This window comes from Streptomyces subrutilus, assembly GCF_001746425.1.
GTDB lineage: Bacteria > Actinomycetota > Actinomycetes > Streptomycetales > Streptomycetaceae > Streptomyces > Streptomyces subrutilus_A.
In genome coordinates, this window is record NZ_MEHK01000001.1 from 5,589,741 (window position 1) to 5,609,393 (window position 19,653).

Annotated in this window: 16 protein-coding genes; 4 read left to right on the forward strand and 12 right to left on the reverse strand. The window is 71.0% G+C overall.

The genetic code is table 11. The annotated features are described in order from the left end of the window. The first annotated feature begins 8 nt into the window (after positions 1 to 8). Positions 9 to 944: a hypothetical protein gene (locus tag BGK67_RS39060; RefSeq protein WP_069922337.1), complete on the forward strand. Its 936-nt coding sequence runs from the start codon at positions 9 to 11 to the stop codon at positions 942 to 944. Between the two features lie 147 nt (positions 945 to 1,091). Here the strand turns inward: BGK67_RS39060 and BGK67_RS40170 are convergent, their stop codons facing one another. After that, on the reverse strand, positions 1,092 to 1,484 hold the full coding sequence (locus tag BGK67_RS40170; protein WP_069922338.1) for a caspase family protein: 393 nt from the start codon (positions 1,482 to 1,484) through the stop codon (positions 1,092 to 1,094). A gap of 262 nt (positions 1,485 to 1,746) precedes the next feature. Here BGK67_RS40170 and BGK67_RS26010 point away from each other — a divergent pair, with 262 nt between their 5' ends. Then, on the forward strand, positions 1,747 to 4,344 hold the full coding sequence (locus BGK67_RS26010; protein WP_069922339.1) for a GmrSD restriction endonuclease domain-containing protein: 2,598 nt from the start codon (positions 1,747 to 1,749) through the stop codon (positions 4,342 to 4,344). 38 nt (positions 4,345 to 4,382) lie between these two features. Here BGK67_RS26010 and BGK67_RS26015 read toward each other — a convergent pair whose 3' ends face one another. The 7 genes from BGK67_RS26015 to BGK67_RS26045 form a co-directional block, all read right to left on the reverse strand. Next, on the reverse strand, positions 4,383 to 5,573 hold the full coding sequence (locus BGK67_RS26015) for a cytochrome P450 family protein (RefSeq protein WP_069922340.1): 1,191 nt from the start codon (positions 5,571 to 5,573) through the stop codon (positions 4,383 to 4,385). Next, entirely contained in the window at positions 5,570 to 6,763 is a 1,194-nt protein-coding gene (locus BGK67_RS26020; RefSeq protein ID WP_069922341.1) for an MAB_1171c family putative transporter, read from the reverse strand. Before BGK67_RS26020 ends, BGK67_RS26015 begins: the two co-directional genes overlap by 4 nt. Continuing rightward, complete coding sequence (locus BGK67_RS26025) at positions 6,760 to 7,287, reverse strand: M48 family metalloprotease (RefSeq protein ID WP_069922342.1); 528 nt, start codon at positions 7,285 to 7,287, stop codon at positions 6,760 to 6,762. The genes BGK67_RS26020 and BGK67_RS26025 overlap by 4 nt, the downstream gene beginning before the upstream one ends. Positions 7,288 to 7,510: 223 nt before the next feature. Next, complete coding sequence (locus BGK67_RS26030) at positions 7,511 to 7,966, reverse strand: helix-turn-helix domain-containing protein (protein ID WP_069924113.1); 456 nt, start codon at positions 7,964 to 7,966, stop codon at positions 7,511 to 7,513. A 284-nt stretch (positions 7,967 to 8,250) separates the two neighbouring features. Continuing rightward, the gene (locus BGK67_RS26035; protein WP_069922343.1) at positions 8,251 to 8,781 is read right to left on the reverse strand and encodes a hypothetical protein; all 531 of its coding nucleotides are present in this window, start codon (positions 8,779 to 8,781) and stop codon (positions 8,251 to 8,253) included. Beyond that, positions 8,778 to 10,847, reverse strand: coding sequence for a hypothetical protein (locus tag BGK67_RS26040; protein ID WP_141754052.1), 2,070 nt, complete (start codon positions 10,845 to 10,847; stop codon positions 8,778 to 8,780). The genes BGK67_RS26035 and BGK67_RS26040 overlap by 4 nt, the downstream gene beginning before the upstream one ends. Positions 10,848 to 10,884: 37 nt before the next feature. Next, a complete protein-coding gene (locus BGK67_RS26045) occupies positions 10,885 to 11,319 on the reverse strand; it encodes a hypothetical protein (RefSeq protein WP_069922345.1) in 435 nt (144 codons plus the stop codon). A gap of 199 nt (positions 11,320 to 11,518) precedes the next feature. Here BGK67_RS26045 and BGK67_RS26050 point away from each other — a divergent pair, with 199 nt between their 5' ends. Then, positions 11,519 to 12,664 (forward strand): PDDEXK family nuclease, encoded by a 1,146-nt coding sequence (locus tag BGK67_RS26050; RefSeq protein ID WP_069922346.1) that lies wholly within the window; start codon positions 11,519 to 11,521, stop codon positions 12,662 to 12,664. A gap of 27 nt (positions 12,665 to 12,691) precedes the next feature. On the opposite strand, the gene BGK67_RS26055 is transcribed toward BGK67_RS26050, so the two are convergent. Next, positions 12,692 to 13,147, reverse strand: coding sequence for an Lrp/AsnC family transcriptional regulator (locus BGK67_RS26055; protein WP_069922347.1), 456 nt, complete (start codon positions 13,145 to 13,147; stop codon positions 12,692 to 12,694). A 120-nt stretch (positions 13,148 to 13,267) separates the two neighbouring features. Here BGK67_RS26055 and BGK67_RS26060 point away from each other — a divergent pair, with 120 nt between their 5' ends. Beyond that, positions 13,268 to 14,269, forward strand: a complete 1,002-nt coding sequence (locus tag BGK67_RS26060) for an asparaginase (protein ID WP_069922348.1) — start codon at positions 13,268 to 13,270, stop codon at positions 14,267 to 14,269. A 232-nt stretch (positions 14,270 to 14,501) separates the two neighbouring features. Here BGK67_RS26060 and meaB read toward each other — a convergent pair whose 3' ends face one another. Genes meaB through BGK67_RS26075 form a run of 3 tightly spaced genes read right to left on the reverse strand, consistent with a single transcriptional unit; the run spans position 14,502 to position 19,559 of the window. Further along, a complete protein-coding gene (gene meaB / locus BGK67_RS26065; protein ID WP_069922349.1) occupies positions 14,502 to 15,482 on the reverse strand; it encodes a methylmalonyl Co-A mutase-associated GTPase MeaB in 981 nt (326 codons plus the stop codon). A gap of 10 nt (positions 15,483 to 15,492) precedes the next feature. Then, positions 15,493 to 17,697: a methylmalonyl-CoA mutase gene (gene scpA, locus BGK67_RS26070; protein ID WP_069922350.1), complete on the reverse strand. Its 2,205-nt coding sequence runs from the start codon at positions 17,695 to 17,697 to the stop codon at positions 15,493 to 15,495. Beyond that, on the reverse strand, positions 17,694 to 19,559 hold the full coding sequence (locus tag BGK67_RS26075) for a methylmalonyl-CoA mutase family protein (protein WP_069922351.1): 1,866 nt from the start codon (positions 19,557 to 19,559) through the stop codon (positions 17,694 to 17,696). Before BGK67_RS26075 ends, scpA begins: the two co-directional genes overlap by 4 nt. Positions 19,560 to 19,653 lie beyond the last annotated feature (94 nt).

The window sequence follows — 19,653 nt, forward strand, 5'->3', positions numbered from 1 at the left end:
GACCGACCATGCAGACCACGCGACACCCCGAGCACGTGGCAGTCCGGGCCGCCGTCCTCGCCACGACGGCACTCGCCGCCGCCCTGAGCGCAATCGTTCCCGCACAGGCCGCGGAGGGCGACGGCATCGCCGGCTACCAGTCCGCCCAGCAAGCCCTCCGGAGCGAGCAACTCCACGACACCGTCTCCCGATTCCTGGTCTCGGCCCGACAGCCCCGAACGGCCCCCGCCGCGGACGGCGGCGCCGTCGGCACCCCCGGCAACGCACCCGCGGCGGTCGCCGCGCCACCCGGGTTCGATCTCAAGAAGGACCCGGTGCCGATGTTCGAGATCAGCCCCGAGTTCGTGACCGGCAAGACCCAGGCAACCCCGCAGACCGCGCTCCGGCTCTCCTACCTGGCCTCCCGGGTGACCGCCTCCGACGGCAAGCACGCCGCCGTACTGCTCGCACCCAAGGGGAACCCCGCTACGCCGGGAAGCGGCCCGCAGAACGTCGGTGCCGAAGGCTGGCAGCTGGCCGGCATCCGAGACGGGGACGCCGAGGTCGGCTTCGCCGAGCGCGGTACTCCCCAGGCCCGTACCTTCACCGAGCCGCAGATCCGCGCCTGGTACCGGCTCACCGCCGACGGCACGGTCGAGCCGCTCAACGAGGAGGCCACCACCGGCCTCGGCGGAAAGCGCGGCGTCACCCTCGCCGCCTACCAGAAGCTGGTCGCCGCCCGCTACGGCGACAAGATGCCCGGCTCGGAGTACGACCGCAAGGGCCTGGCCGGCGGGTACGCCGGCCTCGCGGAGGACCAGCCGGAACAGGTCGCCGTCGCGTCCGGGACACCGGTCGCCGACGAGTCCTGGCAGCCGATCTCCGTCACCGCGGCCGCAACCCTGGCGGCGATCGGCGGTGCGGTGGTGTACGCGCGCCGCCGGCAGACGGCCGGCGTTCGCTGACCCGACCCCGTGAAAGACCGGGCCCCCTCCGTGCGCAGCCTGACGACTTCCATCGTCGGATACGCATGAGCTGGGGAAGGAGGCCCGGCCGTGCGGTCCACGTCGGTACCGACGTGGACCGCATGCGGTCGTGGACCGCCGCCGGCGCTACCTGGGCCCGAGCAGCAGTCTGCTGGGCAGGGGCCGATCACCGGCGCCCGTGCCGCCCTTGGCCGTCCACCCCTGGACGACGGACCCGCTGGAGCAGCAGTCCAGCAGCACCAGCTTGGACGCGGCCCGGCAGGACTGGAGCATCCGCTCCAGGAATTCGGCCGGGACCGCCGTGCCCGGCAGGTCGTCCGGGTCGGCGTCCCGGGTCAGGAAGTACAGCTGTCCGTCTGCCTCGCAGTACTGACCGTGTCCGCTGAAGTAGAGCAGCGCCGTCTCGCTGGACTGCCGCTCCTCCAAGAACTGCTCTACGGCGTGGAGCATTTCGGCGCGGGTCGGCTCGGCGACCATCGCACAGTCGTTGTACATGCCGATCTCGGTGCTCTCCAGCACCGCCGCATGTAGTGCAGGTCGGCTCGGACGGGCGGCAGGTCGTGGTAGAGGTCGCTGTTGCTGAAACCGCTAGCTCCGCCTACATCGTCCCACCGGGGTGCCCGCCGTGCGGTGCGAGGGTGAACTCCAGGAGGAAGGCCTTGTGGAGCCGGGTGTCGCCATGAGCGCTCCCGGATCGGTGACGAGTGCCGACGTTTCGGTCGATCACCGTCCGACATGGGTGAGAATGACGGCTTGGCGCATCGGTCGGGGAGGCACGCGGGTGCATGCTCAGGAAACCACGTTCAGCAAGCTCGTCCAGGGGGAGAAGCAGTTCCAAGTTCCCCTGTACCAGCGCACGTACAGCTGGCAGCGGGAGGAGCTGGGGCAGTTGTGGGCCGATGTGCTGGAGCTCGTCGAGGACCGGCTGGAGGGCAGGGCCGCCGCCGGGCACTTCCTGGGGTCGGTGGTGCTGGCTCCCGAGCGGATCGCCGCAGGCGGGATGCAGCGCTGGCTCGTTGTCGACGGTCAGCAGCGCATGACCACCCTGATGCTCGCGTTCACCGCGTTGCGCGACCACCACCGTGGGCGCGGTGCCGGCAAGAAGGCCGCCCGGATCAACGACCTGCTTCTGGTCAACGCCTACCAGGACGGCTCGGACAGCTACCGCCTGCTGCCCACGCAGGCCGACCGTGAGGCGTTCATCGCCTGCGTGGACACCCTCCCGAAGGCCGGAGGCGCAGGCAACGTGGGAGCGGCCTACCGCTTCTTCGTCGCCGCACTGGCCGACGGTACGGACAGCGGCGGCGAGGCCTGGTTGGACGAGGTCGAGTCCGTGCTGGGCGACTGCCTCTCCATCGTCGCGATCACCGCGGCCGAGGGCGACAATGTCTATCGGATCTTCGAGTCCATCAACAACACGGGTGTGGGGCTCAGCCAGAGCGACCTGCTGCGCAACTACCTCTTCATGTGTCTGCCCACCAGGGGGGAGGAGGTGTACCGCAAGTGGTGGCTGCCCATGCAGGAACTCCTGGGCCCGGGCAATCTCGAACTGCTGGTCTGGCTCGACCTGGTCGTCGGAGGCAACAGCCGCGCACGCCAGGGCGACATCTACCGGGACCAGAAGAAGCGCCTCGAACCGCTGAGCGGTGACGAGGAGGCGCTGGAGGCCGAGATCGCCCGTCTCGGCCTGCGCGCCGACCGGTTGATGCGCATCGTGGAGCCCGCGCGGGAGCCCGACGCGCAGGTGCGAACGGTGCTGGAACGCCTGTCCCGCTGGGGCGGCCAGGTCCACTACCCCCTCGCACTGCACCTCCTCGATCTGATGGACGAGGGCAGTGCCACGGCCGCCGAGGCGGCCGCCGCGCTCGCCTACGCCGAGAGCTACATGGTGCGCCGGCTTTTCGCGGGCCTTTCCACGACGGGCAGCAACCGGGTCTTCATGGAACTCCCGAAAGAGCTGGAGAAGGACGGGTCGCCGGCCGAGGCGGTACGGCGCTTCCTGTCGCGCAACCGCACCGGTCCCCGCGCCTGGCCCGGCGACGATGCCCTCCGAGAGGCGATCCGTACCCGTCCGTTCTACAAGAGCGGCCGCGGCAACCAGCGCTTCCAGATCCTGCGCAGGCTGGAGGAGAGCCACGGGTCGAGCGAACCGGTCGACTACGCCCAGGCCGAGCTCACCGTCGAGCACGTACTGCCGCAGCGCCCGGCCCAGCAATGGTTCGACCTGCTCGCGGAGGAAGTCGGCGACGGCGAGAGCCCCGAAGAGATCCACGGCCTGCTCGTGCACACCCTCGGAAACCTAACGCTCACCGGGGAGAACGCGAAGCTCTCCAACCACCCGTTCCGCCGGAAGCAGGAACTGCTGGACGCCAGTGCCCTGCGCATGAACCAGCGGATCGCGGCGCAGGAGCGGTGGGGCCGTGCGGAGATCGTCGCCCGGGCGGAGGACCTGGCCGACCGGGCGGTGCAGTTGTGGCCGGGACCGCTGGAAGGAGTCGTCCACGCCGATGACGAGTGGGCCGGCTGGCGGGAGCTGCGCGAGATCCTGCTGGCCGTTCCTGCCGGCACGTGGACGTCGTACGGCGACCTGGCCGGCGCCATCGGCACCAGCGCCATCGCCGTCGGGAACCACATGTACTCCAAGCCCGGCCTGCACTGCCCCTACCGCGTACTGACAGCGGACGGACGGATCGCGGGAGGGTTCCGCTGGACGGACGACCGGCATTCCGGTGATCCCAAGGAGATCCTCGAAGCGGAGGGGGTTCCCTTCGACGACAACGGCCGAGCCCGCAAGTCACACCGACTTACCGCCTCCGACCTCGCCGTGCTGGTGGGGAGGGAGATCCCCGAGGAGCCCCTCCCCGTGCCGGCGGCGCGCGCCGGGGAGCAGGCCGAGGCGACCGCGGCCGGCCGGTTCGAAGCGCTGCTCCGGGACAACCAGACGCCCGAGGTCGTCGAGGGCGTCCTGGCTGTCCTGCGGTTCTGGGAGGAATGGGGCGGATACCAGGTCTACGGCAAGGGGACCGAGACCAGCTGCTTCCCGACGGTGGATGCCGGAGGCCCGCACGACTCTCGTGCGCTGTGGCCAATCGCGATCTATCCCGTGAGCGGTACCGTCGACGTGGTCTTCCAATACCTCAAGCGGCGGCCGCCCTTCGACGACGAGCCGTTGCGCCGCGCGCTGATGGAGCGCTTCAACGCCGTGGACGGCATCGACCTGGCCGAGGCCAAGCTCGACCTCCGTCCGTCCTTCCCGTTGGAGGTCTTCGCCGGTCACGGCGAGGCGATCCGGGCGGTCCTGGAGTGGTTCGTCCACGAGGTGGGGCTGGCGGAGGCGCGAGGTCCGTTCGACGACGAGAGGGCCCGGGGAGCGTTCTGACACGGACCGCTCGGCGGGCTTTCGTTTGACCCGGTGGGTCAGGCCAGGGTGAGCGGGAGGGCGGTCAGGCCTCGGGTGAGGCGGGTTTGGCGCCAGGTCAGGGAGTCCGCGGGGATGGTCAGGCGGGTGTTCGGGAAGCGGGTCAGGAGGGTGCGGAGGGCGGTTTCCGCCTCGGCCCTGGCCAGGGGGGCGCCCGGGCAGCGGTGGATGCCGTGGCCGAAGGAGAGGTGGGCGGTGGCGTCGCGGTCGAGGTTCAGGTGGTTCGGGGCGGGGAACGTCGAGGGGTCGCGGTTCGCGGCTCCCGGGGAGATCAGGACCGGGTAGCCGGCCGGGATGTCGATGCCGCCGACGCGCAGGTCCCGCGTGCTGTGGCGGAAGGTGGCCACGCTGATCGGGGAGTCGAAGCGGAGCAGTTCGTCGAGGGCGGCGGAAATCAGGTCCGGGTCCCGGCGCAGCCGGTCGAGCGCGTCGGGGTGCCGGAGCAGGGCCAGGACGGCGTTGCCGATGAAGTGGGTGGTGGTCTCGTGTCCGGCGACCAGGAGGAGGGCGGCCAGGGAGACGGTCTCGTCCCGGTCGAGGCCGCCCTCGTCGCAGTCGCGCAGGAGCGAGTGGAGCGGGCCGTCGGCGGGGTTCGCCCGGGCCGTGTCGATCAGGTCGGTGAGGTAGTCGCCGATGTGGTGCGACGCGGCGTCGACGCGAGCGGTGTCGGTCGCGTCGAAGAGGTCGTGGGACCGGGCGGCGAGGGTGGCGCGGTCGGCCTCGGGAACGCCGAGGAGTTCGCAGACGACGGTGACGGGGAGGGGGATCGCCAGGTCCGCCACCAGGTCGATGTCCGTGCCGGGGCGCCAGCCGGTCATGAGCTCGTCCACGACCCGGGTGATGAAGGGGCGCAGTTCCCGGACGCGGCCCGTCGTGAACAGCCGGGTCGCCACCCGCCGGTGGCGCGTGTGCGCGGGCGGGTCGCTCGCCAGCATGTTGCGGGAGATCGCCGGGTGCAGGTCGCGGTTCGAGGGCCGGTCGGCGAAGAAGCGGGCCGTGTCCTTGGACAGGCCGGGGTCGGTGAACGCCTCGCGGGCCTCGGCATGGCCGGTGATCAGGTACGCGTGGTGTCCGCCGGAGCCGGTGGGGATGCGCTGCACCGGGCAGCCTTCGCGCAGCCGGTCGTAGGCGGGGTAGGGGTCGGCGAAGAAGCGCGGGTCGCGCAGCGGGTCCTGCCGGGGGGCGGTCACGAGGCAGCTCCCGTGTGCTCGGGTGCCGGGCGCCGCGCGTAGGCGTCCGCCACGAGCAGCAGCCACGCGGTCTCCGCCGGGAGGTCGCCCTTGCGGGAGCGGGTGCCGGCGGCGGGCGGGGCCTCGTCGCCGTCGAGGGGGAGCCCGGCGCGCTTCGCGTGGACGGCCGCCGCGATGACCGCGGCCTCCACCTCGGCGTCACCTTCGGGGGTGCCGGCCGTGCCCCGGCGGGCGGCCTCGGCGGCCGCGGCGTCGCGTACCGGGGCCTGACGGTACCGGCGCAGGGCCAGCACGCAGTCGTTGATCTCGATGACCCGGCGGTGGAGGTGGAAGTCGAGGTCGTGGCTGTCGGCCTCGGTGCCGCCGGGGTCGAGCACGACCTCGGGGACCGCCGAGGTGACCTCCCGCCACAGGGGTTCCAGCGCGCTGAACGAGTTGCGTTCCCAGCGGCGGCGGCGCAGTTGGCTGAGCGGCCACAGCAGGGCGGGGAGGGTCAGTCCGACGGTGATGAGGAGGACGGCGACGGCGGGCGCGGTGACGCTGAACGCGCAGCGGAAGGGGGTCAGCGGCGTCGAGCACCGGGCGCCGTCGGGTACGAGCCCGAGGCCGAGGCCGATGGAGACCAGGGCGAAGAGCTTGTACGCGGCGTACACGAGGGCGAAGCCACAGCCGACCGAGGTCGTGCGCAGGCCCCAGCGCTGACTGCGGCGGGTGGAGCGCTTGGACTGGGCCCAGGTCTGCAGCAGGAAGTCCTTGGCCGTGTACCCCAGGTAGGAGATGTAGATGAGTACGTAGCACGCGTACAACGCGGAGTTGCGCCCGGTGAGTTGTTCGGCGGCGAAGAAGGCGGTCATACCGGCGACGGCGATCGCCAGGGCGATGACGCGCAGTCGGATCTGCCGGCGGGCCCGTTCGCCGTCCAGGTTGAGCTGGAAGAGGAAGGCGAGGACCGAGGTGGCCGCCGTCAGGGTGAAGGTGTTGCTGAGCAGCCGGGCGACGTGGGGGACCACCGATTCGACCGCGCGTTCCACGGCGGGGGCGTAGGAGGCGAAGGCGAGGGCGAACGAGGTCAGCAGCGCCGCCATCGCCCAGGTGCCCGCGGGGCGGTGTCCGCCGCCTCCTCGCGCCACCCAGTAGGCGGCGAAGCACAGCAGCACGACGGCCGTGCCCGTGAACAGGATGTTGATCATTTCCGGTGGCGCTTCTTCCTGTGTGGCTTGGCGAACAGCGCGTCCCAGCTCTCGGCGCCGCTGGCGGGCCGGCTCGACGGGCCTTCCCTTCCCCGGTACATGAGTTGTCGGATCACGCTGGCCATCACCTCGGCCTCGCGTTCGTCCTCGCTGGTGTAGCTCGTCCGGCCGGACATGCGCTGTACGAGGGTGGGGTTGAACCCGATCGCGCGCAGGGAGTCCTGGTCCAGCTCCAGGCTGCCGGGGTGGTCGCAGATGATGTGGCTGATCTCGTGGGCCAGGATGTGGTTCTGGTGGAGGGGGGAGGTGGCCTCCTCGTAGAACAACAGGTCGGCGTCCGGGGTCTCCAGGCGGATGCCGCACGGGGCGTCCATGGCGCCCAGGGTGCTCAGGGGGCGCAGGATGATGGGGCGTCCGCGGTGTTCGGCCACGGCGTCGCGGAGGTCGCGGGTGCTGAAGCGGTGCGGGAGCCCAAGTGCCTCGATGCGCGCCTCACACGCGGCGCGAAGCTGCTCAAGGTCCATGTCCTCACTCTGTGACGCCGATCGGGGGTGGTCGGCCGGGTCGGACCTCTCCCTGGAAGCCCGGTACACGCGCCCCCATGCTGACATGTCCGCGACTGTGTTTTGAGGGCGGGGTGCCGGGCCCCTGCCGGGAAACGCCTGCTGCCCCCTGCCGGTGAGCGATCAGAGGGGGTGTCGTGGCGGAGCGTGGCGGGGGCCGGATGTCCGCGGCCGGGTGCGCGGTTCAGTCGTCCAGGTCGAGGCCCTGCGCAGGGTCGTCGGTGGTGAGTCCTTCGAGCTTCCGGGCCTGTTCGATCACGGTGGACAGCATCTTCAGACTGTCGACGCTCAGCCCGTTGGCGCGCAGGGCCACCTTGCGGACGTCCTGATCGCGCATGGCGGCGAGGAGGTCGATCTCCGCCCGGGTGCGTTCGGCCGCCGCGCTGTCGACGAAGTAGCCCGCCGGTACGCCGAAGAAGTCGGCCAGCGCCTTGATGGTGTGTCGCGTCGGGTTCCGCTTGGTACCGGTGCGCAGTTGCTGGATGGCACTCGCCGTCACCCCGCGCCCCTCTCCGGTCGCGGCCTTGCGGATTCCCTCGGCCACCTCCGCGTAGGTGTAGGGCCCGCGGGAAGGGGGGTGCACCGTGTGGAAGAGGTGGTCCAGGAGTTGGGCGAAGGTGGGCGACTGGTCATCCGCCACGTACACGACCTCCTTGCGTGATGCCGAGCCTTTGCCCACCACAGTGTTTCTCGAAGCCCTTCGGGCCGGCTCCGGCAACACTTTGGTTGACGCCGGTCAGTCACTCTGGTGTACGTTACCAATGCTTCGTCGCCACTGAAGTGTCGAGGGTGGTGGCGGCGGCGCCGTCCGGGTCGGGATCGAGCTTCACGGGGGTGGGCTCGGTCGACCCGGAGCGGCGGGGCGGGGGGTACCGTGCCCGGTGGGTGTCTACGGACTTGGTCACGCGCATCTCGGCGAGGCCGTCAGCCGCAGTTCAGGGTCTTAAGGGTCTCCGTCATGTACGTGCGCATGAACGCCTCGACGGCGGGCCGGAGGTCCCGGTTCTTCTTGTAGGCCCGCTTCGCCTGCACCGTGAGGGTGAAGTGGTCGCCGCCCGCCGTCTTGCACAGGGCGGTGGCTGTGGCGCCGTCGTTGCCGAGCACGGAATCCTCGAAGCCGAGATCCACCCGGGCCGGTTCTGTCAGCCCGATGACCGTGCTCTCGCGGGAAAGTGCCAGCAGGTCCCCCGGTGAGCCGTTGTGGAAGGCGAACCGGAAACCCAGCGCGCGCTCACCGTCCACGGACAGCACGCAGGGCGCCGTCCGCGCTTCCTGCCGGTCTACCCTGCTGCCCTCGACGATCTTGCCGCCAGGCCGCAGCAGGGGGCCGGACAGGTCCGGGGAGACGGGTGTGCCGCAGATCGTCTCCGGAAGGGCCTCGTCGGCGGTGTCGCAGGCCGCCAGGGACAACAGCAGGGCGGCACCCGCAGTGACCGCGGTCAGTGCCCGCCTCATTCGGCAGCTCCGCTCTCGGGCGGAGCGACGGCTTTGGCACGGTCCACGCCGGCCCCTGAGGCCTCGTCGATCCGTTCCTCGTATTCGAAACGGCTGGCGCCTGTGTTGTGCTGCTTCTCCCACTCGTCGACCAGCGCCATCAGCTGATTGTTGCGCTTCTCGAACGCGCTGTAGGACTTGTCCGCGAACTCCTGGTCGATGTGCTTCTGCTCGTCGGCCTGCCACTTGTCGACCACGTAGTCGAAGCCGGCCTGGACCTCCGCGTCATAGGCGGGCAGGTAGCCGATCGCCGTGTCGAATATCCACTTCTCGTTCCAGGCAGCCGTCTCGGCCGGTCCGACGGCCGCGGTGCGGGCCTCCTCCAGGAAGCCCACCGTGCGTCCGGCCCGCAGCAGCGACTCCTCCGGGTGCTTCTGGCCCGCCTCGTGGATGTCGGCGACCATGGCCTGGTTGATCCCGTAGTTCAGGTTCCCGTAGGCCTCCTGGTCCTTGGAGACCTGCTTGATGACCTCGTACATGTCGTTCTGCGGCACCGGCAGGGAGCGCATGTCCACGCTGCTGGTGACCTCGTGCACCGTGCCGGCATGGTTGACGAGGACGTTCGCCATCGGCTCGCGCAGCGCTTCGGGAAGGTCGTCGCCTGCCTTCGCGAACTGGTCGATCGCGTTCTTGAAGACGGCCTTGTTGTCCGCCGTGTGCTCGACGAACTTCTGGTTCTCCGCCGACGGGTCGATACCCGTGGCACCGGCCTGCAGCGCGGCGGCCAAGCCCGCGCGGTCGTCCTTGTCGACGCCGGCGGAGTAATGGGTGGAGTTGCCGTGCTCGTGCGCCTCCAGCACCACCTCCCAGTTGCGCCCCATGAGGTGCTTCATCCGGTCCTCGTCCTTGAGGTAGGACGCCGAGGCCGCCGGGTCGTGGCTCATGACGCCGAGCAGGCCGTCCATCGGGTCGTTGGCGAACCAGCCGGTCCGCTCCCCGCTGTACTCGCCGCCCTTCATGACCCAGATGTCGTCCCGGCCCTTCTCCGCCTTCATGATGTCGTCGCCCATGTCGTGCAGGAACTGCTTCGAGTAGTCCCCGCCGCCCTGGCTCATCAGCGTGACCAGCGACTGGTAGCCGTACGCCTTCTCCAGCCGCAGATCCGTGAAGGAGGTGTTGCGGCGCTCGAGGCCCTCCTTCTGCATGTCGGCCCGGAACTTCTTGTAGACCTCCGACTTCGGGTCCTGCGTCGCCGAGGCGAGCGTGGCCCCCAAGCCCTTCTGCAGAGCCGTGTAGTCCGCCTTGTTCGACGGGTTCTTGACGTGGATCTGATCGTTGAGCCGGTTCGTCAGCTCGATCGTGCCCTTCGCGCCCAGCCCGTTGATGAACACCTGGCTGAACTCGGGCTTGCCCGAGTTGTCGCGGAAGGAGCGCTGAAGCTCCGCCATCTCGGCCGCCGGGATCTTCTCGCCGCCCGCCAGACGGGTCGCGATGCTCTCCGCGTTCCGCGCTTCGTACACCTCCACGTCGCCCTGCGCCGTGCCGTTGAAGCCGGTGCCGAACGTGGTGTCGTTCTTTTCGCCGTAGCCGTCCGCGCAGGCCGCCTCCAGCGCGATCTTCACACCTTGGTCGGCGTCGTCGAGGGCCTTGACCGCGCTTTCTATGTGCTGCGACCAGGAGTTCTCGACGTTCTTCAGGTCCGGGTCGTGCCGGGCGGCGTTGGCCGTGCCGGCGTCCGCCTTGGAGAAGTCGAAGGTGCACCGGCCCTGGTCGGACACCTTCATACCGGCCTTCACCGCGTCGTCGCGGGCGGATTCGACCTTCTTCTTCAGGTCGGTGAACTGCTCGTGCGCGTCACGCAGCAGGCCGGCGATCGCCTTCGCCTGCGTCTGCGCGGCCGAGTACTCGTAGCGGGTGCCGGCGAAGTTGGTGCGGGCCGCACCCACGCTCACACCCGTCCAGGCCTGACCCCCCATGGTGATCTTCTGGACGCTGTCCCGGTAGCGGTCCTCGACCTTCTTGAACTCCCCGGCCATGTCGTCCCATTTGCCGGCGGCCGTGGTGAGGTGTCCGAAGTCGGTCGTCATGACCTGGTGGTATGTCAGCATCGAGCTCGTCCGCCGCCTAGATTCCGTGCAGTTTCGAGTCCGGGGACGGCTTCAGGATGCCGAAGCCCTCGCCCGTCGCGATGTCGTTGCGCAGGAACAGGTTCGAGGTCCCGCGCAGCGCGGTCTTCTCCGAGGCCAGCCGGCCCATCAACCCGGCCACCTGCCGGTCCCAGGTCTCCTGCACCTTCTTCAGACCGGCCGCCGTGCTCCAGCCGTCGAAGGCCTTGACCGCGCCGTTCGAAGCCTCGTCCGCCTGCTCCGCGGCCTTCTTGGTGCTCGGCTCCAGGTCGTTCTCGATGGTGTTGGCCGCGGCCTTCTTCTCCGCGGGGGTGGAGCCGAAGTCCCCGGTGCCGGTGAGGGCCGGGCCAGGGGGCGGGCCGGAGTTCAGCCGCATCGCCGCCTGATCCGCCGCGGTGGACCTCGCACGGCCCCAGTCCTCTTCGAACCCCATGGTGGTCTGTCTCCCCCGTCGCCCGTCGCCCGTCACCGATCAGCACGCTTCTTCGACGCTACCAGGGCCGCGGGGCGCCGCCCGACTGCTCCTGTCCGTGCTCCAGGGGTGTGATCACGGTCAAACCCGCTTGTTCGTCAGCGCCGTCTGGTAAGTCTGTCGGCAGTCGTGATCGACGCTCAGGGGGTTGGGGATGGGAATGGCCGAACAGCCCGTGTTTCTGCTGGGCGAGGGGCTGAGTGCTCTCGAGCCTGCCGCCTTCGATACCGAGGTCGAGTTCCAGGCGTTGCTGGCACGCCATCCCCGCATCCTGGACTTCGGTTCGCTCGCCGACGGCCGGCCCCTTCGGCTCTTTCTCGTGGCGCGCGAAATGAGGGTCCCCACCGGCAGCGAGAGCGGCGCCGCCTACTGGTTGGACCACTTGTTCGTGGACGCGGACGGGGTGCCGACCCTGGTGGAGGTCAAGAGGGCAGCCGACACCCGCGTACGACGGGAAGTCGTGGGCCAGATGCTCGACTACGCGGCCAACGGAGCGCGCTACTGGCCTGCCGCGCTGCTCCAGCGGACCTTCGAGGAAACCTGCGCGATGGACGGGCGGCCTCTCGAGGACGCCTACAGGGAGCTGCTGGGCGGCCAGTCGCCCGAGGAGTTCTGGGTGACGGTCGAGGAGCGGCTGGGGGCCGGTCGGATGCGGTTGCTCTTCGTGGCGGACCGGATCCCTCTGGAGCTGAGGGCCATTGTCGAGTTCCTGAACCGTCAGCTGCGGCAGACCGATGTCTACGCCGTCGAGCTGACCCAGTACCGGGGCAGCGGTGATCACCGTGTGCTCGTCCCGCGGGTCCACGGCGAGGTGGCCACGGCGAACAAGACGCAGTCGAGGCCGGGCCAGGCGGCCCGGAGGTGGACAAGGGCGGACATGGAGGCGGCGCTGGAGAACCGCAGCCCAGAGCAGCGGCAGGCAGCCCTCGCGTTGCTCGATCACGCGGAGGCGGCGGGGCGCACGGTGGGGAACAGGGCCGCATATCCCAGTGTCTCCGTCTCCTTTCCGGCCTCGGGAAGGGAGGTTCCCGTCTGGACGCTGTCACTGCGCGAGGATCCGGACAAGGACGACCTCGCCTTCAGCTTCGGGTCGATCACCCACCACCTGGGACGCGACGCGACGTCTGCCTTCGCGGACGCCCTGCCGGTGGTGGAAGGCCTTCGGCAGAAGATCGCGACGCAGATGGACAAGGGCTTCACCGGCTGGCCGACGGTCCCGCTGGCAGCACTGTCCACCCAGCCGGCGGCGCTGCGGCAGGTATGCGCGGCCGTCGAGCAGCTGATGGGCGAAGGCAGCGCCCGCTGACGTCGCCGGCGCGCGACGCAGCCCGGGTCAGCGGGCCACCGGGAGGCCCGTGGGTTCCTTGATGCGCTTCATGATGATCTGGGAGTTGACCTCCGTCACGCCGGAGAGGGCCGTCAGTTTTTCGATCCAGAGGCGTTCGTACGCGCGGAGGTCCGCGACCGCGATGCGCAGCAGGCAGCCCGGGCTGCCGAAGAGGCGGTAGGCCTCGATCACGTCCGGGATGTCCTGGAGGGCCGCCTCGAAGGCCTCCACCGCTTCGCGGTCGCGGCGGACCTCGACCGAGACGAGCACCTCGAAGCCGCGGCCGACCGCCTCGGGGGAGATCACGGCGCGGTAGCCCTGGATCACCCCGTCCTGTTCCAGCTGGCGCACGCGGCGCATGCAGGGGGAGGGGGTCAGTCCGACCCGCTGGGCGAGTTCCTGGTTGCTCAGGCGGCCGTCCGCCTGGAGCTCGCGCAAGATATCGCGGTCGATGGAATCCATGGCGCAATTATTGCGTAGGAGAGTCCAGCGGGAGCGCTTGAAGAAGCAATCGCATTGCGCGTAGATCTCTCTATCATTGCCGTTTCAGTACACACGTGCGAGTGAGAGGTGGCCGCGGCCATGGGGCGCATCGTCGTCATCAGCACCGGCGGAACGATAGCCAGCCGTTGGCAGGGCTCCGGATTCGCGGCGGACGCCGACGGCAGTGAGGTCATGGCCACCGCGCCGCTGCCCGAGGGCATCACCGTCGAGGTGGTGGACCTGTTCAGCGTGAACAGCCCGCGGCTCACCACCGCCCACCAGCTGACCCTGCTGCGCACCGTGCACGAGGTGCTCGCCGACCCCGGTGTCGACGGCATCGTCGTCACCCACGGCACGGACACCCTGGAGGAGTCGGCGTTCCTCGTCGACCTGCACCACCACGACGCGCGTTCCGTGGTGTTCACCGGTTCGCAGCGGCCCATGGGCACCGCGGACGGGGACGGGCCGGAGAACCTGTACGACGCGCTGCTCACCGCCGCGACCACGCGCGGGCTGGGCGTGCTGGTCGCGTTCGCGGGGCGGGTGCATGCCGCGCGGGGCACGGTGAAGACGCAGGCGGTGGCGCTGGACGCGTTCGCCGACCCGTCGAAGGAACTGCTCGGGAAGATCGGCTTCGGCAAGGTCGCCATCCTGCGCACGCCGCAGCGGCCGGCGCCGCTGGCGCTGCCGGCCATGCCGGAGCTGCCGCCGCGGGTGGACGTGGTGGTGCACCACGCCGACGGCGACGCGGTGCTGCTGAACGCGGCGGTGGCGGCCGGTGCGCGGGGTGTCGTCCTGGTCGGGACGGGCGCGGGCAACGCGACGCCCGAGATCGTGGACGCGGTGAAGGCCGCCGTGGGGCGCGGGGTGCTGGTCGCGCTGACCACGCGGGTGATGGCGGGGCCGGTCACCGAGATCTACACGCACGGCGGGGCCGTGGATCTGGTGGCGGCGGGTGCGGTGCCGGCGGGGACGCTGCGGGCGGGGCAGGCGCGGATCGCCGTGCTGTCGGCGCTGCTCGCCTCCGGCGAGGTTGATGAGCAGGTTCGGATTCTGCGCGAGGTGCTGGGGGCGCCGAGGTCGGTGCTGGTCGGGGCGTAGCCCCGCCGCCCTGAGGGCCCCGGCTGCCGGGGCTCCGCCCCAGGCCCCGCCGAACGCTCGCTGGGCGGGATGTGGCTCGGGGGGCCTGCGGGTCCGGCGTGATGTGCGGGCCCGCTGCCGGGGCTCCGCCCCAGGCCCGCGCTTCAAGCGCCGGCGGGCTGGGGTGCGGCGCCGTTGCCGGGGCTCCGCCCCAGACCCCGCGCCTCACACGCCGGCGGGGCTGGGAGCGGGTTCAGGCTCCGAAGGCCGCCAGGATCCGGTCCGCCGCCGATGTCGGCGTGACCGTGCCCGCGCGGACCGAGGCCTCCAGGGACGGGGCCAGGGAGCGGACCGCCGGGTTCGCGCGGAGGCGGTCCAGGAGTTCGTCGCGGACCATCGACCACGTCCACTCCACCTGCTGGGCCGCCCGCTTCGCGGCCAGTCGGCCGTTCGCGTCCAGCAGCCGGCGGTGTTGTTCGAGGCGGTTCCAGATTTCGTCGAGGCCCGCCGACTCCCGTGCGCTGCACGTCAGCACCGGCGGGGTCCAGGCCGCGTCCGCCGGGTGCATCAGCCGCAGTGCGCCCGAAAGTTCGCGCGCCGCGGCCTTCGCGTCGCGCTCGTGCGGGCCGTCCGCCTTGTTGACCGCCAGGACGTCGGCCAGTTCCAGGACGCCCTTCTTGATGCCCTGCAGCTGGTCGCCCGTACGGGCCAGGGACAGGAGGAGGAAGGAGTCGACCATGCCCGCCACCGTGGTCTCGGACTGGCCGACGCCCACCGTCTCGACGAGGACCACGTCGTAGCCCGCCGCCTCCATGACGATCATCGACTCGCGGGTGGCCTTCGCGACCCCGCCCAGGGTCCCCGCGGACGGGGAGGGGCGGACGAACGCCGCCGGGTCCACGGCGAGCCGCTCCATCCGCGTCTTGTCGCCGAGGATGGAGCCCCCCGTGCGCTTCGACGAGGGGTCCACCGCCAGGACCGCGACGCGGTGGCCCAGCCCCGTCAGCATCGTGCCGAACGCGTCGATGAAGGTGGACTTGCCCACCCCCGGCACCCCGCTGATCCCGATCCGGCGCGCCTTCCCCGCATGGGGCAGGAGCTCCGTCAACAGCTCCTGGGCCAGCGCCCGGTGGGCGGGCAGGGTGGACTCGACGAGGGTGATCGCCCGTGCGATGAACGAGCGCTTCCCGTCGAGCACGCCCTTCGCGTACGCCTCGATGTCGATCTTCGGCACCGGCGGCCGCCTACAGCTCGTGGCCCAGATCCGCGGCGAGCCGCGTCACCAGGTCGTGGGCCGCGTCGGGGATGACCGTGCCCGGCGGGAACACCGCCGTCGCGCCCATCTCCAGGAGCGTCGGCACGTCGGCCGGCGGGATGACCCCGCCCACCACGATCATGATGTCCTCGCGGCCCTCCTCCGCCAACTGCTGGCGCAGCGCCGGTACGAGGGTCAGGTGGCCGGCCGCGAGGGAGGAGACGCCCACGACGTGGACGTCGGCCTCGACGGCCTGGCGGGCCACCTCCGCCGGGGTCTGGAACAGCGGGCCGACGTCCACGTCGAAGCCCAGGTCGGCGAACGCCGTCGCGATCACCTTCTGGCCGCGGTCGTGGCCGTCCTGGCCCATCTTGGCGACCAGGATGCGCGGACGGCGGCCCTCCGCCTCCTCGAAGCGGTCGACGAGCGCACGGGTGCGCTCCACGGACGGGGACTCGCCTGCTTCGGTGCGGTACACACCCGAGATCGTACGGATCTGGCTCGCGTGCCGCCCGTACACCTTCTCCAGTGCGTCCGAGATCTCACCCACGGTAGCCTTGGCGCGCGCCGCGTCCACCGCCAGGGCGAGCAGGTTGCCCTCCAGGCCCTGGCCCGACGAGCCGCGCTCCGCCGCGTTCGTCAGCGCCCGCAGCGCGTCCTGCGTGACCGCCTCGTCGCGCTCCTCGCGCAGCCGGCGCAGCTTGGCGATCTGCTGGGTGCGCACCGAGGAGTTGTCGACCTTCAGAACGTCGATCGCCTCGTCGTTCTCCACGCGGTACTTGTTCACGCCGATCACCGGCTGCCGGCCCGAGTCGATCCGCGCCTGCGTACGGGCCGCGGCCTCCTCGACGCGCAGCTTCGGGATGCCCGCGTCGATGGCCTGCGCCATGCCGCCGGCCGCCTCGACCTCCTGGATGTGCTGCCAGGCCCGCCGCGCCAGGTCGTACGTCAGCTTCTCGACGTACGCGCTGCCACCCCACGGGTCGATCGACCGGCAGGTCCCCGACTCCTGCTGGAGCAGCAGCTGGGTGTTGCGGGCGATGCGCGCCGAGAAGTCCGTCGGCAGCGCGAGCGCCTCGTCGAGGGCGTTGGTGTGCAGCGACTGGGTGTGGCCCTGGGTCGCGGCCATCGCCTCGACGCACGTGCGCGTGACGTTGTTGAAGACGTCCTGCGCGGTCAGCGACCAGCCCGAGGTCTGCGAATGGGTGCGCAGCGACAGCGACTTGGCGTTCTGCGGGTCGAACTGCTTGACCAGGCGCGCCCACAGCAGGCGGGCGGCGCGCAGCTTCGCGACCTCCATGAAGAAGTTCATGCCGATCGCCCAGAAGAAGGACAGGCGCGGCGCGAACGCGTCCACGTTCAGCCCGACGGCCTGGCCGGCACGCAGGTACTCCACGCCGTCGGCGAGGGTGTACGCGAGCTCCAGGTCGGCCGTGGCCCCGGCCTCCTGGATGTGGTAGCCGGAGATGGAGATCGAGTTGTACCGCGGCATCTTCTGCGAGGTGAACGAGAAGATGTCGGAGATGATCCGCATCGAGGGCTTGGGGGGGTAGATATAGGTGTTGCGGACCATGAACTCCTTGAGGATGTCGTTCTGGATGGTCCCGGCGAGCTTGTCGGGGGAGACGCCCTGCTCCTCCGCCGCCACGATGTAGAGGGCGAGGACGGGCAGCACCGCGCCGTTCATCGTCATCGACACCGACATCTTGTCCAGCGGGATCCCGTCGAACAGCTGCCGCATGTCGTAGATCGAGTCGATCGCCACGCCCGCCATGCCGACGTCGCCGGTCACCCGCGGGTGGTCGCTGTCGTAGCCGCGGTGCGTCGGCAGGTCGAAGGCGACCGACAGGCCCTTCTGGCCGGCGGCCAGGTTGCGCCGGTAGAAGGCGTTCGACTCCTCGGCCGTGGAGAAGCCCGCGTACTGCCGGATCGTCCAGGGCTGGTTGACGTACATCGTCGGGTACGGGCCGCGCAGGTACGGGGCCACGCCCGGGTACGTCTCGAGGAAGTCCAGGCCCTCCACGTCCCGCCCCGTGTACAGCGGCTTGACGCCGATGCCCTCGGGGGTCTCCCACAGCAGGTCCGCGGCCGCGGTGCCGGTGGACTCCTTCACCGAGGCGCGCCACTGGTCCTCGGAGACCCCGGCGGCGGCGGTGGGGCCGAGCGCCAGCTCGGAGAAATCGGGGATGCTCAAGACGGCACTCCCATCCGGTCGAGTACGGAGGAGAGCACGGCGACGGCGTCACAGCCGGCGAAGACGTACTCGTCCACGGAAGCCTCTGCGGTGCCGGGCCTGCCGGCGAGGAACACGGTCGTGGCGCCCGCCGCGCGCAGCGCGCCGGCCACCGCCTCGGCGTGCTCCTCGTACAGCGCGTCGCTGGAGCAGAGCACGGCCATGCCGTCCGCGCCGCTCGCGGTGTAGGCCTCGGCGGCCGTGGCCGCGTCGACCGACACGGGGTCGTGCACCGGTTCGATGCCGCCCGCCTGGAAGAGGTTGGAGGCGAAGGTGGCGCGTGCGGTGTGCGCCGCCGCCGGGCCCAGTGCGGCCAGGAAGATCCGCGGCCGGGCGCCGGTCGCGGCCAGGTGTGCGTCGCTGCGGGTGCGCAGGGCCTCGTACGCCTCGTCGCGCCGGACGCGCGGCAGGCCGCCGGCGGGCGCGGGCGGCGCGCTCTCGCGCACGACCGGCTTCTCCGACAGCAGCGGGAACTCGCTGACACCGGTGATCGGCTCGCGGCGCTTGGCCAGCTTCTTCGAGCGGGCGGCCCAGGTGGCGGCGAGCCGCTCGGCGACCAGCCCGGAGCGCAGGGCGGCGGCCTGGCCGCCGGACTTCTCCAGGGTCTGGAAGAACTCCCAGGCGGCGTGGGCGAGTTCGTCCGTGAGCCGCTCGACGTAGTACGAGCCGCCGGCCGGGTCGATCACCCGGGCCAGGTGGGACTCCTCCAGCAGGATGGTGGAGGTGTTGCGGGCGATCCGGCGCGCGAAGGCGTCCGGCAGGCCCAGCTCGTGGTCGAAGGGGAGCACGGTCACCGCGTCCGCGCCGCCGACGCCCGCGGCCATGCAGGCCACGGTGGTGCGGAGCATGTTCACCCACGGGTCGCGGCGGGTCATCATCACCGGCGAGGTCACCGCGTGCTGGTACTGGGCGCCCGCCGCCGGAGCCCCCGAGGCCTCGGCGACACGGGACCACAGGCGGCGCGCGGCGCGCAGCTTGGCGATGGTGAGGAACTGGTCGGCGGTGGCCGCGTAGCGGAACTCCAGCTGGCCCAGGGCCGCTTCGGTGCTCAGCCCGGCCCCGGTGAGGGCGCGCAGGTACGCGACACCGGTGGCCAGGGACAGCGCCAGCTCCTCGGCGGCGCTGCCGCCGGCCTCGTGGTAGGGCAGGGAGTCGACGGTCAGCGCCCGCACCCCGGGCCAGCCGGCGGCGGCCTCCAGGGCCAGCTCCACGGCGCCCGCCGGGTCGAGGGCCTCACCGGTGCGGGCCTCGTGCCCCAGCGGGTCGGCGCCGAGGCAGGCTCGCGCGGCCTCGGGGGAGACGCCGCGCTCGGCGTACAGGGCCAGCAGCGAACGGGCGGCCTCGGCGTAGTCGGCGCCGGCGTCCAGGACGACCGGGGCGAGGTCGAGGTAGACCCCCTCCAGGGCGCGACCGAGACCCTCGGCCGGGATGCCGGAGCGGCCGGTGGGCAGCCAGAGGGAGGTGACCCCGTTCTCCAGATCGGCGAGCGCGGCCTCGTTCAGGCGCGCCGGATCGGTGCCCACCAGGCGCTGGCGCACGTCCCAGCCGTTCGCGGTGGTGCCCTCCGGCCTGCCGCCCCGTACGAAGGGGGCGAATCCGGGGAAACCGGTGTCGGCGACCGACCCCTCGGGCGGCGCGGTGTACAGCGGGCGGGTGGTGAGCCCGTCCTCGAGCTGGGTGGACAACGCTTCTTCAGCGGCCTCGCCGGAGGCTTCCTTGCCCGACTTGCGCAGTACGCCCTCTACAAGGCGCTGCCACTGCTCATGTGTCGCGGCAGGGAACTCGGCGGCCAGGGAGAGCCCGTCGTCAGGCAGGACCGTCATGGCCTCGAATGTAGGGGAGGACGCTCAAGTGGCACTACACCGACGGGTGTGATCTCGCCCTCTCATGTGAGCGGCGCGGATCCCGGAACACGCG

Excerpts from the sequence above, each read along its gene's own strand:
- BGK67_RS39060 (WP_069922337.1), top strand. The coding sequence starts at position 9 with ATGCAGACCACGCGACACCCCGAGCACGTGGCAGTCCGGGCCGCCGTC.
- BGK67_RS26020 (WP_069922341.1), bottom strand. The coding sequence starts at position 6,763 with ATGATCAACATCCTGTTCACGGGCACGGCCGTCGTGCTGCTGTGCTTC.
- BGK67_RS26025 (WP_069922342.1), bottom strand. The coding sequence starts at position 7,287 with ATGGACCTTGAGCAGCTTCGCGCCGCGTGTGAGGCGCGCATCGAGGCA.
- BGK67_RS26035 (WP_069922343.1), bottom strand. The coding sequence starts at position 8,781 with ATGAGGCGGGCACTGACCGCGGTCACTGCGGGTGCCGCCCTGCTGTTG.
- BGK67_RS26040 (WP_141754052.1), bottom strand. The coding sequence starts at position 10,847 with ATGACGACCGACTTCGGACACCTCACCACGGCCGCCGGCAAATGGGAC.
- BGK67_RS26045 (WP_069922345.1), bottom strand. The coding sequence starts at position 11,319 with ATGGGGTTCGAAGAGGACTGGGGCCGTGCGAGGTCCACCGCGGCGGAT.
- BGK67_RS26050 (WP_069922346.1), top strand. The coding sequence starts at position 11,519 with ATGGCCGAACAGCCCGTGTTTCTGCTGGGCGAGGGGCTGAGTGCTCTC.
- BGK67_RS26055 (WP_069922347.1), bottom strand. The coding sequence starts at position 13,147 with ATGGATTCCATCGACCGCGATATCTTGCGCGAGCTCCAGGCGGACGGC.
- BGK67_RS26060 (WP_069922348.1), top strand. The coding sequence starts at position 13,268 with ATGGGGCGCATCGTCGTCATCAGCACCGGCGGAACGATAGCCAGCCGT.
- BGK67_RS26075 (WP_069922351.1), bottom strand. The coding sequence starts at position 19,559 with ATGACGGTCCTGCCTGACGACGGGCTCTCCCTGGCCGCCGAGTTCCCT.